This is a genomic window from Gluconobacter sp. (genome assembly GCF_047722525.1).
Lineage (GTDB): Bacteria > Pseudomonadota > Alphaproteobacteria > Acetobacterales > Acetobacteraceae > Gluconobacter.
This window is the reverse complement of record NZ_JBDNYY010000003.1, coordinates 218,718-233,468: the sequence shown is the minus strand read 5'-3', so window position 1 is coordinate 233,468 and position 14,751 is coordinate 218,718. Positions and strand designations below refer to the sequence as shown.

Annotated in this window: 16 protein-coding genes; 9 read left to right on the top strand and 7 right to left on the bottom strand. The window is 62.1% G+C overall.

Going from position 1 to position 14,751, the window contains the following annotated elements:
• The first annotated feature begins 97 nt into the window (after window positions 1-97).
• Genes ABF859_RS04615 through ABF859_RS04590 form a run of 6 tightly spaced genes read left to right on the top strand, consistent with a single transcriptional unit; the run spans window position 98 to window position 5,882 of the window.
• Window positions 98-994, top strand: coding sequence for a metallophosphoesterase family protein (locus ABF859_RS04615; RefSeq protein WP_415526577.1), 897 nt, complete (start codon window positions 98-100; stop codon window positions 992-994).
• On the top strand, window positions 991-2,145 hold the full coding sequence (locus ABF859_RS04610; RefSeq protein WP_415526575.1) for an LptF/LptG family permease: 1,155 nt from the start codon (window positions 991-993) through the stop codon (window positions 2,143-2,145). The genes ABF859_RS04615 and ABF859_RS04610 overlap by 4 nt, the downstream gene beginning before the upstream one ends.
• Window positions 2,142-3,251, top strand: a complete 1,110-nt coding sequence (locus ABF859_RS04605; protein WP_415526573.1) for an LptF/LptG family permease — start codon at window positions 2,142-2,144, stop codon at window positions 3,249-3,251. The genes ABF859_RS04610 and ABF859_RS04605 overlap by 4 nt, the downstream gene beginning before the upstream one ends.
• Entirely contained in the window at window positions 3,248-4,063 is an 816-nt protein-coding gene (locus ABF859_RS04600) for a sterol desaturase family protein (RefSeq protein WP_415526571.1), read from the top strand. The genes ABF859_RS04605 and ABF859_RS04600 overlap by 4 nt, the downstream gene beginning before the upstream one ends.
• Window positions 4,060-4,815, top strand: coding sequence for a nucleotidyltransferase family protein (locus ABF859_RS04595; RefSeq protein ID WP_415526569.1), 756 nt, complete (start codon window positions 4,060-4,062; stop codon window positions 4,813-4,815). Before ABF859_RS04600 ends, ABF859_RS04595 begins: the two co-directional genes overlap by 4 nt.
• Window positions 4,812-5,882 carry a glycosyltransferase family 4 protein gene (locus ABF859_RS04590; RefSeq protein WP_415526567.1) on the top strand — a complete coding sequence of 357 codons (1,071 nt, stop codon included), beginning with the start codon at window positions 4,812-4,814 and terminating at the stop codon, window positions 5,880-5,882. Before ABF859_RS04595 ends, ABF859_RS04590 begins: the two co-directional genes overlap by 4 nt.
• 20 nt (window positions 5,883-5,902) lie before the next feature.
• Here ABF859_RS04590 and ABF859_RS04585 read toward each other — a convergent pair whose 3' ends face one another.
• Window positions 5,903-6,793 carry a hypothetical protein gene (locus ABF859_RS04585; protein ID WP_415526565.1) on the bottom strand — a complete coding sequence of 297 codons (891 nt, stop codon included), beginning with the start codon at window positions 6,791-6,793 and terminating at the stop codon, window positions 5,903-5,905.
• Between the two features lie 108 nt (window positions 6,794-6,901).
• Here ABF859_RS04585 and ABF859_RS04580 point away from each other — a divergent pair, with 108 nt between their 5' ends.
• The 3 genes from ABF859_RS04580 (at window position 6,902) to ABF859_RS04570 (ending at window position 9,221) form a co-directional block, all read left to right on the top strand.
• Complete coding sequence (locus ABF859_RS04580; RefSeq protein WP_415526563.1) at window positions 6,902-7,453, top strand: MmcB family DNA repair protein; 552 nt, start codon at window positions 6,902-6,904, stop codon at window positions 7,451-7,453.
• Window positions 7,454-7,461: 8 nt separating this feature from the next.
• The gene (locus ABF859_RS04575; RefSeq protein WP_415526561.1) at window positions 7,462-8,250 is read left to right on the top strand and encodes an inositol monophosphatase family protein; all 789 of its coding nucleotides are present in this window, start codon (window positions 7,462-7,464) and stop codon (window positions 8,248-8,250) included.
• Between the two features lie 86 nt (window positions 8,251-8,336).
• Window positions 8,337-9,221, top strand: a complete 885-nt coding sequence (locus tag ABF859_RS04570; RefSeq protein ID WP_415526559.1) for a lipid-binding SYLF domain-containing protein — start codon at window positions 8,337-8,339, stop codon at window positions 9,219-9,221.
• Window positions 9,222-9,255: 34 nt separating this feature from the next.
• On the opposite strand, the gene mltG is transcribed toward ABF859_RS04570, so the two are convergent.
• From mltG to ABF859_RS04540, 6 genes are all read right to left on the bottom strand, one after another.
• Entirely contained in the window at window positions 9,256-10,305 is a 1,050-nt protein-coding gene (mltG, locus tag ABF859_RS04565) for an endolytic transglycosylase MltG (protein ID WP_415526557.1), read from the bottom strand.
• A 17-nt stretch (window positions 10,306-10,322) separates the two neighbouring features.
• A complete protein-coding gene (gene fabF, locus ABF859_RS04560; protein WP_415526555.1) occupies window positions 10,323-11,609 on the bottom strand; it encodes a beta-ketoacyl-ACP synthase II in 1,287 nt (428 codons plus the stop codon).
• Window positions 11,610-11,733: 124 nt separating this feature from the next.
• Window positions 11,734-11,973, bottom strand: coding sequence for an acyl carrier protein (locus tag ABF859_RS04555; RefSeq protein ID WP_011253554.1), 240 nt, complete (start codon window positions 11,971-11,973; stop codon window positions 11,734-11,736).
• Between the two features lie 222 nt (window positions 11,974-12,195).
• Window positions 12,196-12,936 (bottom strand): 3-oxoacyl-[acyl-carrier-protein] reductase, encoded by a 741-nt coding sequence (fabG, locus tag ABF859_RS04550; RefSeq protein WP_415526553.1) that lies wholly within the window; start codon window positions 12,934-12,936, stop codon window positions 12,196-12,198.
• 12 nt (window positions 12,937-12,948) lie between these two features.
• Window positions 12,949-13,893, bottom strand: a complete 945-nt coding sequence (gene fabD / locus ABF859_RS04545) for an ACP S-malonyltransferase (protein WP_415526551.1) — start codon at window positions 13,891-13,893, stop codon at window positions 12,949-12,951.
• 72 nt (window positions 13,894-13,965) lie between these two features.
• Complete coding sequence (locus ABF859_RS04540) at window positions 13,966-14,712, bottom strand: hypothetical protein (protein WP_415526549.1); 747 nt, start codon at window positions 14,710-14,712, stop codon at window positions 13,966-13,968.
• Window positions 14,713-14,751 lie beyond the last annotated feature (39 nt).

The window sequence follows — 14,751 nt, the reverse complement described above, 5'->3', positions numbered from 1 at the left end:
GGCGGTCCCGGGTGCCCATTCCTGGCATGGATACTGACAAGGCCCCTTTCTGATCATGACCCCTGACCTGCCCGCAGATCCCCTCTCGTCGCGGCAAATGTCCCCTGTCACAGCATCCCATGTCACACCGGCACATGTCACACTGGCCCATATTTCGGACCCGCACCTGCCGCCGCCCCCGGTCCACTGGCGTGAGGCGCTCAACAAGCGTGCCCTGAGCCTTCTGTCATGGAAGAAGCACCGCCAGTACGTCCATCTCGCGCAGACCTGCGCGGCTCTGGTGAAGGATATCGGGCGGTCCGGTGTGGACACCATTCTCGTCAGTGGGGATCTGACCAATTTCGGAACCCCCGACGAGTTTGCCGAAGCAGCCCGCTGGCTTGAAGCCCTGCCCGCGCCGGCCCTCGTGATTCCCGGCAATCATGACTGCATGGTCCGTCAGCCCGCTTCGGCCGGGCTCGAGCAGTGGGAACGCTGGTCCGCCCGGCAGTATCCGTATGTCCGCATCCAGAACGGGGTTGCGATCGTCGGCGTCAATTCCGGCATCCCCACAGCGCCGTTCATGGCCTGCGGTCGGGTCGGGCGCAGGCAGCGTGAGCGGCTTGAAACCCTGCTGAAGCAACTGGGAAAAGAGGGACTGTGCCGGGTCGTGATGATCCATCACCCCCCGAAACGCGGCCTCGTACCCTGGCGCAAGTCCCTGCTGGATCATCGTGAGGTTGCCGCCGTTTTCAGACGGGCCGGAGCGGAGATCGTTCTGCACGGACATTCCCATGACGCGACCCTCACGCATGTTGCCGGGACCGATATTCCGCTGCTCGGCGTGGCATCTGCATCGCTGACCGATGAGCGCCCCCATCGACAGGCCTGCTGGAATCGCCTGACCATCCACCCATATGAGAAGGGCTGGAAGATCGATCTGGCACGTCACCGGCTGGATGGTTCCGTAAGTGAGCGGGCATCCTGGAAGCGGACAGGAAGGACAGAGGCGTGAAACAGCGGGCCCACATTCTGGACCGGTATCTGCTGACACAGATGGCGCCCCCTTTCGCGATCGCGCTTCTGGCGATGCTGGTAGCCCTGCTGCTTGAACGCCTGCTGTCTCTTTTCGACTATCTCGCTTCGGCGGGCAGTTCGCTTGGCACCTGTATCGCGCTCCTGACGGATCTGTTGCCCCATTATTTCGGGATTGCCCTGCCAGCGGCCCTGTGTATCGCGGTTTTCCTGACCATTCGCGGCATGAGCGACAACAACGAGATCGACGCCCTTCAGGCCGGGCGCGTCTCGCTGATGCGGATCAGCCGACCGTTCATGATCGTCGGACTGCTCCTGGGTGCCGCGAGCGTGTTCCTGTACGGCTATATCCAGCCCGTGGCCCGTTACGATTATCGCGCCGGCTTCTATTTCGCCGAACATACGGGCTGGGCCCCCCATCTTCAGGCCGGAATGTTCGCCTCCACCTCCAGCAAGGCCGTCATGACCGCCGACAGTGTGAGCCATGCCGGCACCCGGCTCAGGCGTGTCTTCATCCGTGAAGTGAACGCCAATGGCGTCGCCCACATCATCACGGCGCGCACCGGCGCACTGACCATTTCCGAAAAGACCCGCAGCACGCGCCTTGATCTGTGGAACGGGGAAATCGTGGACGATCCGTTCCAGGCGACCCGGCCACATAAGGCCACAGTGACCCATTTCGAGCATGTCGTTCGCGTCATTGACCGGCCGAACAAGGAAACCGCCTTCCGTTCCCGGGGGGCCGACGAGCGTGAACTGACGCTGTTCGAACTGGCGCATGACCTGCGGTACGGCCTGCCCGGCATCGAATACCGCACATTGCGGGCCGAAATGGATTTCCGCATGGCCCGCGCCATCGCCATTCCCTTTATTCCCCCTCTGGCTGTTGCACTGGCCATCAGCGCCCGCCGAAGAAAATCCGTGTGGGGGCTGATCGCAGTGGCCGTGATCCTGATCGGCTTTGATCAGGCTCTCATGTTCGGCCACAGCCTCGCTTCGACCGGACGGCTTCCGATCTGGCTTGCGATCTGGGTGCCGGAAATCGTGTTCTGCGCGGGATGTCTGGCTGCACTGCTGCGTCGCTCGCGCGGCTCATGGCGCCGTCGCAAGCTGAGACGGGCACGCGCATGACAGACTCCACTCCCCATATGCCGCGGCATGTTCTGATCCGGGCGCTCAACCGCGCCCTTCTGGGACGGTTCATGCTGTGTGGCGCCGTTCTCGTCTCGCTGCTAGAAATTCTGGCGCTTCTTGAAAAAACGACGCCGATCCTGAACCGTCATCTCGGGTTTCGCGGCATCCTCACTTTTGCGTTCCTGCATCTACCGGCCCTGAGCATTGACATCCTGCCGCTCGCCTTCATGATCGGTGCGCTGTTCCTCCTCACGCAGATGACCCTGTCCAGCGAGATCTCGGCCCTGCGTGCGGCTGGCCTGTCAACGCCAGCCCTGTTCCGGCTTCTCATGCCAGCCGTGCTGATTGCCGGGATCGGTGGAAGCTGCGCCCAGTACTGGCTTGTTCCGGTCTGTGAAAATGCCCTCACCACATGGTGGAACCGGACTGACCCGCTGGCCGGACAGGACGGACAGCCCGAAGACAATATTCTCTGGTTCCGCGCCGGCCCGACACTGGTCCGCATCGGGCAGATCGCCCAGGGCGGCTATTTCCTGCGGGACGTGACGATCTATCACCGTGACGCTACGGGTCTGCTGACGGGGACCGAGCATACGAATACCCTGACCTATCAGGGGAATCAGTGGCATCCGGACGGGGCGCAGGATCTTTCCCTTTCGGATGACAAGTCGTTCGTGAATGTCACAAAGGGTGACAGTTCCTTCGTCATCCCTGCCACACCGTCCATCATCATGACGCTCTCGCAGAACGGAGCTTTCGTAACACCCGGACAGATCAGAGCCATTCTCCACAAGGGTGCACCGGCAAGTCTGCCCAAGGCCACATACCGTATGGCCCTCTTCGGAGGCATGATTTTACCCGTCGAAATTGCAGTAATGCTTCTATTGACGCTCCCGGTGATCTATATCCCACCCCGTGCAGGACTTCGAAACCCGCTCCCGGTCTATGTCCTGGCAGCCGGAATGGGCTTCGTCATCCTGCAGGGAATGATTTCCGCACTTGGAAACGCAGGGACACTGCCGGCACCCCTCGCCGTCAGTGTCGGCCCGCTGCTGGGGGCCCTTCTGGGGCTGACCTGGCTTCTGCGGATGGAGGAACGATGAGCAACTTCAAGGCACCATGGCGCAACATGTCCGCCATCCGGACAGGCCGCAGCTTCGATCTGGGAAAGATGAACCTCCCGCAACTGTGGTTCGCTTATCTGACCTATCCGACGATCCTGCTCTATTTCGCGCTGATCGCGGCCACGGCCTGGGCGGCCCTGCATTTCTCGACTACGCTCTGGGCAACGCTCATCCCCGTCCCCGTCGTGATCGTGGTCTATCCGCTGGTATGGTATGCGATCCACCGCTTCATCCTGCACGGGCGCTGGCTGTACCGGAACCACTGGACCGCCGCCCTGTGGAAGCGCATCCATTTCGACCATCACCAGGACCCGCATCTTCTGGACGTGCTGTTCGGCTCACCGCTGAACACCATTCCGACCATGGCGATCATCACGATGCCGATCGGCGCCCTGATCAGCGGCTGGAGCGGTGCTTTCTGCGCCCTCTCCACCGCTCTGGTCATGACGTGCATCTACGAGTTTTTCCACTGCATCCAGCATCTGGCCTACAAGCCGCGCTGGCGCTGGGTGGCAGACATCAAGCAGTTGCACGTCCTGCATCATTTCCATGATGAAGACGGCAATTACGGCATTACGAATTACGTGCCGGACCGTCTGTTCAGCAGTTTCTACCGCGAAGCCCGTGACCGGCCCCGCAGCAAGCATGTCTTCAACCTCGGTTATGACATCGAGGAAGCACATCGCTATCCATGGGTGATGGACCTCACGGGTTCGCCGCCCAAGGACCGTCCCGATGGTGCGCGTCCGGCAGCGGCCCGCGCTGCGTCCGATCGTAACCGCGCAGCATGAGTCTTCCGGTTCTGGTTCTCGCCGGCTCCCGGGACGGCGAGAACGATGTGCTCGCGAAGCTCGGGCAGGTTTCCCACAAGGCACTTCTTCCCGTCGCGGGGCAGCCCATGCTGGCCCGCGTGCTGGACACCCTCGCCCGCACACCCGGCCTCGGGCCCATCACGATCAGCATCGAAAACCCCGACTGCATCAAAGACCTTGCCGGGAACGCCACAATCCTGCGTTCGGCCCCCTCTCCCAGCGAGAGCGTGGCCGAGGCGATTAACCGTATCGGAACACCCTGTCTGGTGACAACGGCCGATCACGCTCTTCTGCGCCCGGAGTGGATCACGGAGTTCCTCGCCAAAGCGCAGGGCTGCGACCTAGCCGCCGGTGTCGCCCTCCGTTCAACGGTGGAGCGTGATGTACCGGGCACGAAGCGGACCTATATCCGCCTGTCGGACATGAGTTTTTCAGGCTGCAACCTGTTCCTGATCGGTACACCGAAAGGGCGCAACGTGCTTGAACTGTGGAAGCGCCTCCAGCAGAACCGCAAGCGCCCGCTCCGGATGGCCATGACGCTGGGCCTCGGCACCCTTCTGCGCGCTGTAACCCATACACTGGATTCCGCGGCACTTTGCCGCCGCATCAAAACGCTCACCGGTGCCAGCGTGCGTCTGGTGCCCCTGTCGGACGGGCGTGCGGCGGTCGATGTGGACAAACCATCCGATCTGACGCTGGCCGAACAGATCCTGGCCCAGACGACCCCATGAAAATCGCCTACATCATCAATTCGCTCGAATGCGGAGGCGCGCAGCTTCCCATCCCGGACATCGTGTCCGTCCTGAAGGCCCGCGGCGGGGACGTGACCGTCTTCGCGCTGGCCCCCAAGGACGGACTGGCGGTTCCACTGATCGAGGCCGCCGGGATTCCCGTCCGCGTCCGCGAGGGCACAACACGCGACCATATTGCGGCCTATCGCTGGCTGCGTGATGAAATGGAAGCTTTCCAGCCGGACCTCATCTGGACCTCCCTGAGCCGCGCCACGCTTCTGGGTCAACTGGTCGCCTTACGCCATAAGACACCAACCGTTCACTGGCAGCATTGCGGACGCCTGAAGAAGGCCAATGCGTTCCTGCTGAGACTCTGTCGCCCCTACACCACGCTCTGGGTTGCCGATTCCCAGTCCGTCATTACCTTTGCAGGCAAGGAACTCGGCATCAGCGACAATTTCGTCGCATGGCCCATTTTCCGCGCCGATCCGGACGCCCCGATGGCAACTCCCTGGAAAGAGGGCGAAGTCGTGCGCGTCGGCTCGCTGGGGCGCCTGAACCCGGTCAAGGCCTACGATATTCTCTGTGAAGCGGTCGCTCTCCTGAAAGATCATCCGGATCTGCCGCCGTTCCGCCTCCAGATCGCGGGAGACGGCCCTGAACACGCGGCCCTTCAGTCGCGCATCACAGCCGGAAATCTGCCGATCGACCTTCTGGGTTACGAATCAAAGCCTTTTGATTTTCTGAAAACACTGCATCTGTATGTCCAGTCCTCGCACTGGGAAGGCATGTGCGTTGCAGGACATGAAGCCATGTCCTGCGGGCTTCCCGTGCTGGCCACCCCGGCAGGCGAACTGCCGTCGAGTATTCTGGATGGTGAGACGGGGCGCATCGTTCCGTTCGATAACGCGCCTGCGCTTGCAGCCGGTCTGGCAGAACTGATCGGCAGACCGGACAATCTGGCAGCAATGGGCGAACGCTCCCGAAAGCGGGTGCTGGAACGCTTCGGGCCAGAAGCGTTCATCCGCAATGGCAACAACGTACTGGATCGCATCCCGGGCTTCTGACAGCCCGGCATAAGAGCCTCTCAGGCGCCGAAAATCCGGCGTTTCAGATTGAGAATATCCCGCTTCGGGCCGATCCCGATTTTCTTGACGTCGATCAGCGTGACCTGCCCTGCCGCAGACAGGGTATGCATCCCGTCGGGATATCGCTTCCGCAAAGACGCCGGAATGGAAATCGACAGCCCCGGCGTCACTTTCGGAAGGCCCCGCTCCAGTCCTTCGATTTCCAGAAGCCGGATGCCCCGACCATAGGTGCCCCGGCAGTCCTGCGTGGGCAGAAAGATCTTGCCATCCACGATGACCGGCGTCCCGCCAGGACGCGCTCCGGCCCGGTCATTGAGGAAAAGTCCGAGATTTTTCCATGGCCCCGTCACTGTGTTCGCCACGGAAATGTTCAGCAGGCTCTGCCGTTCGGCCTTGCTGCCCGCAGGCGTCCAGAACATCCACCAGCGATCGGCGTAATGGAAGGGCGTGGCGTCAATTGCGGCTTCGGGAAAATCGAAAGCCTCGACACGCTCCCAGTCGCACGGAAAGGATTTCGCACGATAAAGCGAAAGCCGTCCCGAACCGCTTGCCTCGGGCAGCATGTAAATCTCGCCGTCCTGCTCGAAGACGAACGGATAGGACAGGTGCCAGGGTTCTTCCAGAACGGTTTCGCGACAGAGCATCCTGCCGGTCCCGTCATAAACCAGAACCTCGATCGTGCCTTTCGGGCTGCGGTAATCGAAGGCTTCGGCAAAGACGTGCAACTTTCCATCCCGCCAGAAACCGAATGGATCAGCCAGAAAGCGGTGGTCCCCGATATCGGGCAGCGTCGTGATGGGAAAGCCATTCAGGCTGGCCGTCTCGACCACTTCAGCCAGAGGCGCATGAACGATGGCGCAGCGCCAGTGATCTGTCCGCAAAAATGGCATGAAGCACTCTCCCACAAAAAGCATCACCGCAAAAATACCGCTGCGAAAAGGACGGCTGAGGCGCACCCCGGTGCAGACATAGAGCGCAGATCGCGGCAGGATGGAACCATGAGTGTGGATCTTTCCGAAATCCCTGCGGGGAGTCCTGCCAGAAGTCCCAGCGGCCTTCCGGAAACGCAACTGGCCATCCGGCGTGCCGTTCTCGGGCTGTGTCGGACCATGAACTGGGCCGCCATCAATGAATTCGCCCTTCCCGCCGCCGGACGCCGCGCGGATATCATGGCACTTCTGCCGGATCACTCCCTGACCTGCATCGAGATCAAGTCCGGCCTGCGCGATTTCCAGACCGATCAGAAATGGCCGGAATACCGCGACTGGTCCGACCGGCTGTTTTTCGCCGTGGATGACGGTTTTCCGCTGGACCTCATTCCGGAAGACGTCGGCGTGATCGTCATCAGTGTCAGCGCCGTACCCCCTGCCCTGCGGGACAGCATTCTGGCAGAGTGCACGATCATTCGGGAGCCCGCGCTCCATAAACTTGCCCCTGCCCGACGGCGCACTTTGATGCACCTGTTTGCGACAAGTGCCGCCAGCCGTCTCATGAGCCTTGAAGACCCGGCCATCACGGCCTCCCTCCGCGCTGCACGGCGCACTGAATAGGAGTTTCCATGACCTTCGATCCGATTGCCGTCCGCCTTGAGGCCGCCCGCTCCGTCGTGCGGGATGCTGCCCGGCTCGCCCTCTCCCAGCGTCCCGCGCCGGGGGGACCGACCGGAACCCTCAAGGGGCGACAGGACTACCTGACCGAGGCGGACGGCGCCGTCGAAGCCCTCGTCAGCCGCCGCATTCAGGAACTCTTTCCGGAAGATGGTTTTCAGGGCGAGGAAAATGGAACCACACGTCAGGGCCGCTTCCGCTGGGTGGTCGACCCGATCGACGGTACCTCCAACTACGCCCGCGGCCGTGACCGCTGGTGCGTCTCGCTCGGCCTTCTGGAAGGCGACGAACCCGTGGCCGGCGTGATCGAGGCACCCGCACTTGGCGAGGTCTTCACGGCACAGAAAGGCAAGGGCGCATTCCTGAACGGCACGCCGATCAAGGCGTCTCCCATCACGAACACGCAGGAAGCCATGATCGAGATGGGCTGGTCCGCGCGTGTTACGGCCGAGACCTTCAACCAGAAGATCGCCGCTATCATGGCGCTTGGTGCGATGCCGCGCTCTGGCGGTTCCGGAGCCCTCGCCCTCGCGGACGTGGCCTGCGGACGCTCCGACGGGTATCTGGAAATCGTCATCCAGCTCTGGGACGTGGCGGCGGCGCTGGTCATTCTCGGGGAATCCGGAGCTTCCGTCTCGCCCTTCCTCCAGACAGGCGGCCTGACGGGGGGCGCGACCATTCTCGCCGCGGCTCCGGGCATCGCTCCGGCCCTCTCGGCCGCCGTTGACGTGGAAATTTGACATCTCCCACCCCCGCACTCGTGATTTGGCCTCATTTGGCGCATAGTGCGGGAAACATTCTTCCGTGACTGCAGAAGGTATCCTCCATGACCCTGTCCGGTCTCCTGCGTACGACCATGCTCGTCGCTTCGGGCTGCGCCGCCCTGTCAGCCTGTTCCGATGCGCCTCAGACCACAGCCAGCCAGCAGCAGATCATCGTCGATCGCGCCACGCTGGCGGTTCAGGATCTCTTCTCGGGAACCACGGCCCAGTCCCGCTCCCAGAAGCTTCTGGCACAAGCCAAGGCCGTCATGGTCTGCCCGTCCGTACTGAACATGTCGTTTGGCATTGGCGGCTCTGGCGGCCGCTGCCTCCTGCTCAGCCGGGACGCACGGGGATCGTGGTCCGATCCGGCTTTCTATCGTCTGAGTACGGCCTCGATGGGGCTCCAGCTTGGTGTGCAGAGTACGGAAACCATCCTGTTCATCATGTCCCAGCGCGGCATCCAGGCCATCCTCGACAGCCAGTTCAAATTTGACGCTTCCGCTTCCGCCTCCTTCGCCAGCATTGGCACCGGTCTGGAAAACAGCACGGCCGGCGCGCACAACACCGACATCTACGCCGCCCAGAAAAACGAAGGCCTGTATGCCGGAGCGGCGCTGGGTGGCTCGAAACTGACCGTCGATAGCGGTGCAAACCGCGCTTATTACAACCAGACGGTTGGCCCCGAGGACATCGTCGTGACAATGCGCGTCAACAACCCCTCCGCAGACCCTCTCCGCCGGGCCCTGATGTCCGTGGCACAGCTTCCCACCAGCAGTGCTGCCACAGCGACGTCCCGGGTGACACAGGCTGCCACGTCCGCACGCACGACCGCCACGCAGGACGTCGTGGGCAACAATCCGTATCCGACGACATACGATTCTTCACGGCCGTATTCGGCTCAGGCCGCTGGCGTACAGAGCCAGTCTCTCGCGCCACTGAAACACTGATCCAGGTGTCCCGCCCTCTCCGGAGGGTGGGGTTTCAGTTCTGGTCCCGGGGTGTCGCAGACATGCGGGCATGATAGGCGCGGATGTTCCTGTCCTGATCGGCCAGCGTTTCCGCAAAACTGTGACCGCCCGTACCCGTCGCCACAAAATACAGCATTTTCCCATCAGCCGGATGAGCCGCGGCGTCCAGCGATGTCTGCCCCGGTGAGCAGATCGGCCCGGGCGGTAATCCCGCCTGAAGATAGGTATTGTACGGCCCCGGCGTCTGCAGATCCTCATGGGTCAGCGGTGCATCAAGCGTTCCCACGCCATTGCTGAGCCCGTAGATCACGCTTGGATCCGTCTGCAGGCGCATCCCCAGTTTCAGCCGATTCAGGAACACGCGCGCCACCATCGGCCGCTCGGACGGCACGGCCGTCTCACGCTCGATCAGCGAGGCCAGAATCAGAAGCTCCTGCGGGGACTGGATCAAGCCGTCCAGCGCCTCGACATTGCGCCCTTCCCAGGCCGCGGCAAGTCTAGCCGCCATCATTTTCTGCAATTTTTCGGCGAGAGCCTGACGCTGCGTGCCCCAGACATAAGAAACCGTCTGAGGAAAAACCGTTCCCTCGACCAGTGTCGGCAGGTCGCCGCTCAGCGCTGGAGCTTTCGTCAGAATGGCCGTGATTTTGATCGCCGTCAGGCCCTCGGGCACTGTGACCTGATGGGAAACGGGTTTACCGTGACGCAGGATCTCCAGAACATGGGCGACAGAAACCCGGGAAGGAAACTGGAATTCCGCCGCGTGGATCTGTCCATTGCGATGCGTCAGGAAAGCGGCAATCCGGAAAAAAGTACCGGAAGCCCAGGTCGGGGAAAGAATTCCATCGTCCTGAAGCGCCTTTGTCACCCGGGCATTATTGCCGTGCGGAATAACGAAAACCTTCGGGTCCTGTAGCGGACCCGGATCGGTATAATGACCATACCCTGCGGCCAGTCCGGCCACGAGAAGCAGCGGCGCCCCGAAGAACGCCAGCTTCCGGCCAGCCCTTGGAGGAAGAACGAGCTTCCGCGGTTCTTCGCTGTCAGACTGGCCTTCAGACATGCAAAGCGAACCCTTCCTCAGTCCTTGAAGCGCTTGAGGATAATGCTCGCATTCGTCCCGCCAAAGCCGAAGCTGTTGGAAAGGGCAACATCGATCTTGCGCTTCTGGGCCACATGCGCCACCCGGTCGATCACGCTTTCACGCGCCGGGTTATCAAGGTTCAGCGTCGGTGGCACAATGCCGTCACGGATGGCCTGAAGGCAGAAGATCGCCTCAACCGCACCGGCCGCGCCCAGAAGATGACCGATGGCCGACTTCGTGGACGACATGACCAGACGCTTGGCGTCCTCGCCAAAGAAACGCTCGACGGCATCAAGCTCAAGATCATCCGCCATGGTGGAAGTACCATGGGCGTTGACGTAGTCGATGTCTGCCGTGGTCAGGCCGCCACTGTTGCGCAGCGCGGCCTTCATGGCACGGAAGGCGCCTTCATGGCCTTCAGCCGGAGCCGTGATGTGATGGGCGTCACCGGACATGCCGTAGCCGCCGATCTCACCATAGATCTTCGCACCGCGGCGCTTTGCGTGCTCAAGCTCCTCAAGCACGACCACACCCGCGCCCTCACCCATAATGAAGCCGTCGCGATCCTTGTCCCACGGGCGCGAGGCCTTCGTCGGATCATCGTTGGATCCGGTGGAGAGCGCGCGTGCCGAGCAGAACCCGGCAATGCCGAGCGGGCAGATCGCCGCTTCCGCACCACCAGCCACCATCACATCGGCGTCGCCGTACTGAATGAGGCGCGAAGCATCGCCAATGGCGTGGACGCCGGTCGCGCAGGCCGTCACGACGGCATGGTTCGGTCCCTTGAACCCGTAGCGGATCGAAAGATGACCGGAAATCAGATTGATCAGGGCGGAGGGAATGAAAAACGGCGACAGACGTCGGGCCTTGCCGCTCGAAACCGTCAGGGAGGCGTCATAAATCGTCTGGAGACCGCCGATACCCGAGCCGATCATCACGCCCGTGGCGCAGCGACCGTCCTCGTCCTCAGGCGTCCAGCCCGAATCCTCGACAGCCTGGATGGCTGCGGCAAGGCCCAGATGGATGAAGCGGTCCATCTTCTTCTGGTCCTTGACCGGCACCCAGTCGGACAACGTGAGACCCCCTTCCGCCGTCGGGCCGTCCGGAACCTGTCCGGCGACCTGGGCAGGAAGGTCGGAAGGATCGAAATGCGTGATCCGGCCAATGCCGGACTGTCCTTCGATCAGCCGCTTCCATGTCATTTCCGCGCCCACAGCCAGTGGGCTGACAACACCGATACCGGTTACGACGACACGCCGCCCGTTAGTTGCAGTCCCGCTCATCGATGCCTCTTGTCTCACGTTATGTCCGGGTCTTGCAGCCGGGCCTCATGACAGGGCCCGGCTGTTCTTCCGCCTCGCAGAACGAGACGGGAATCCGGAGCCGGAAAACCGGCTCCAGTCAGCCTCAGGCTGCTTTCTGCTTCTCGATGTAGTCGATGGCATCCTTGACGGTTGCGATCTTCTCGGCTGCATCTTCCGGGATCTCGACGGAGAAGGCTTCTTCGAAAGCCATGACCAGCTCGACCGTGTCGAGGCTGTCAGCGCCCAGATCGTCGATGAACGACGCATCCGGCGTTACCTTGCTTTCGTCCACACCGAGGTGCTCGACAACGATCTTCTTTACCTTGTCAGCAATATCGCTCATCTGTTCGTTCCTTATGCCCGTTCGGGACCCTTTGCCCGTCCGGTGCGTTACATCAAAACTCGTACTGCCGTCTGCCAGTCCGGGGGGACCAATGGTTCCTCCAGAGCAGGACCGCCCCCTCTTCAGAAGAGGCGTTGCCGCCGGAAGAACCGGACATCAGCCTTCAGCAGGCCGGGCAAAGCAGCGCGCGATTAGCACGCTTTAACCCAAAAGGCCAAGCATTCAGACCATCGCCATGCCACCATTGACGTGCAGGGTCGTTCCCGTGACCCATGCAGCCTCATCGGAAGCCAGATATACCACTGCGGAGGCCACGTCACCAGTATTCCCCATTCGGCCGAGCGGAATAGAGCCAACCAGCTTCTCGCGCACCGCTTCCGGCAGCACATCCGTCATCGGCGTTTCGATGAAGCCAGGGGCCACGACATTGACCGTGACACCACGCGGACCGGCTTCCTGCGCCAGCGACTTGCTCATGCCCACGATGCCGGCCTTGGCGGCGGCATAGTTGGCCTGACCGGCATTGCCCGTCGTTCCCACCACGGATGCAATGGAGATGATCCGTCCTGCACGGCGACGCAGCATGCCCTTCAGGGCAGCGCGGGCCAGACGGAACGGGCTTTCCAGATCCACGGTCAGAACCTGTGACCAGTCGCTGTCTTTCATGCGGATGGCCAGCGTATCGCGCGTCAGACCGGCATTGTTGACCAGAATGTCCAGCGGAGCACCCGCAACGGCCTCGGCCTTGGCCACGAGGCCATCAGCCTCGGCCGGATCGGACAGGTTGGCGACAGCGATATGGGCGCGCTCGCCCAGGCTGTCAGCCAGTTCCTGAAGGGCGGCTTCACGCGTACCGCTGAGTACGACCGTCGCACCCTGCGCATGAAGCTGGCGGGCAATCGCAGCGCCGATGCCACCGGATGCGCCCGTGACGAGAGCAGTCTTGCCGGAAAGAGAGAACATGATCGGTTGTCCTTACAGGGTCTTGAGCAGGGCTTCGATTTCAGCGGGTGTCCCGGCATTGCTGGTCGCCAGTTCCGGAGCAATGCGACGGGCCAGACCACACAGAACCTTGCCTGCGCCAAGCTCGTGCATGTTCGTCACACCCAGGGCCACCATGGTCTGCACGCTCTCACGCCAGCGTACCGTGCCCGTGACCTGCTTCACCAGCAGTTCCCGGATCGTGGCAGGGTCGGTGACCTTGGCGGCCGTGACATTGGCGATGACCGGCACGGAAGGCACATTCAGTGTCACACCGGCCAGCGCCTCTTCCATTTCTCGCGCAGCGGGAGCCATCAGCGACGAATGGAACGGTGCGGAAACCGGCAGTTTCACAGCGCGCTTGATGCCATGCTCCTTGGCCACGACGATGGCGCGATCGACGGCACTCATCACGCCGGACACGACGATCTGTCCGCCACCATTGTCATTGGCAATTTCCAGCGTCTCACCCTGCGAGGCTTCGTCACAGATCGAACGGGCCTGCGCCGCGTCCACGCCCAGAAGAGCCGCCATGCCGCCCTCCCCGGCCGGTACCGCGCGCTGCATGGCCTGACCGCGCAGACGCAGCAGGCGCGCACCTTCGGCAATTCCCAGCGTACCAGCGGCGGCAAGCGCGGAATACTCACCCAGCGAATGACCGGCCACCAGAGCCGCCTTGTCCGCCAGTTTGAAGCCACCTTCGCTTTCCAGAGCCCGCACGGCAGCCAGCGAGACCGCAAACAGGGCCGGCTGGGCGTTCTCGGTCCGCGTCAGTTCGTCCGCATCCCCGGAGAACATCAGGCGCGACAGATGATCGCCAAGCGCCTCGTCCACTTCCTGAAAGACGGCGCGGGAGGATGCAAAAGCCTCATTCAGGGCCTGCCCCATCCCGACGGACTGGCTCCCCTGTCCCGGAAAGACGAACGCGTGAACCGACATGGATCCCCCTGCTGGCAGTAAATTCAAGGTCTCGGGTGATGCGTCCTCACGGCCCATCTGTCAAATCCCGCATCACTTTTTGCGTCTGAGCGTGAAGTATTCGTCCGTGGGCACCTTGACGCGGATCATGGCAAACGCGTGGTCGGATCGGAACACCGTCCCGTCCTGATAGTCCTGCGGCCGGAGGATGAAGGTGTAAGGAACAGCCCCCTGATTATCCACCAGAAGCCGCGCCGTTCCATTCTCCACCGCCTCAAACCGTGCGCCGGGCGCAACATCGACCTTCAGCCGATGGGCGTCCGGGGCCAGAAAGGCGAGGATCACGCCAAAGAAATCGCGGATGGAGGCATTAATTTCCCCAAGCCAGCCTTCAGCCTGCTCCTTCGTGAAAGAGGGTGTCGGCAAAGGAGCGACCTCGATCGCCAGTTCGAGCTGGACCTTCCGATCCGGCGGAAGAGTCAGCAGAACGGCCGGATTTTCGGCCAGAAGCGCGTCGGATCGGGGGAAATGCATCTCCCGGTCATTGCCTACAAAAAGCGGAATATCGCCACCCTTGGCATGGAGGACGACATGCGCCTCGGACGGCACGGCATGATCGGGCAGGATGTCGCCCAGAAAATGCAGCGACAGATCCTTCCGGGCACGTTCGGGCAGACGATCAAACCGGTCATAGACCCAGTAAATGCCCTTGTAGCTGCCGACACGCATGGCATGCTGCCCGGTGACGGTCACGATTTCCGTCGTCTGGGCCACAGCCCCGCAGAGAGGCATGAGCACGCAACCGGCAATCAGAACCGCGCTGATACTGGCTTTCCTCAAACCCTTCTCCTCACGTCCCGTCACTTCATGACAAATAAT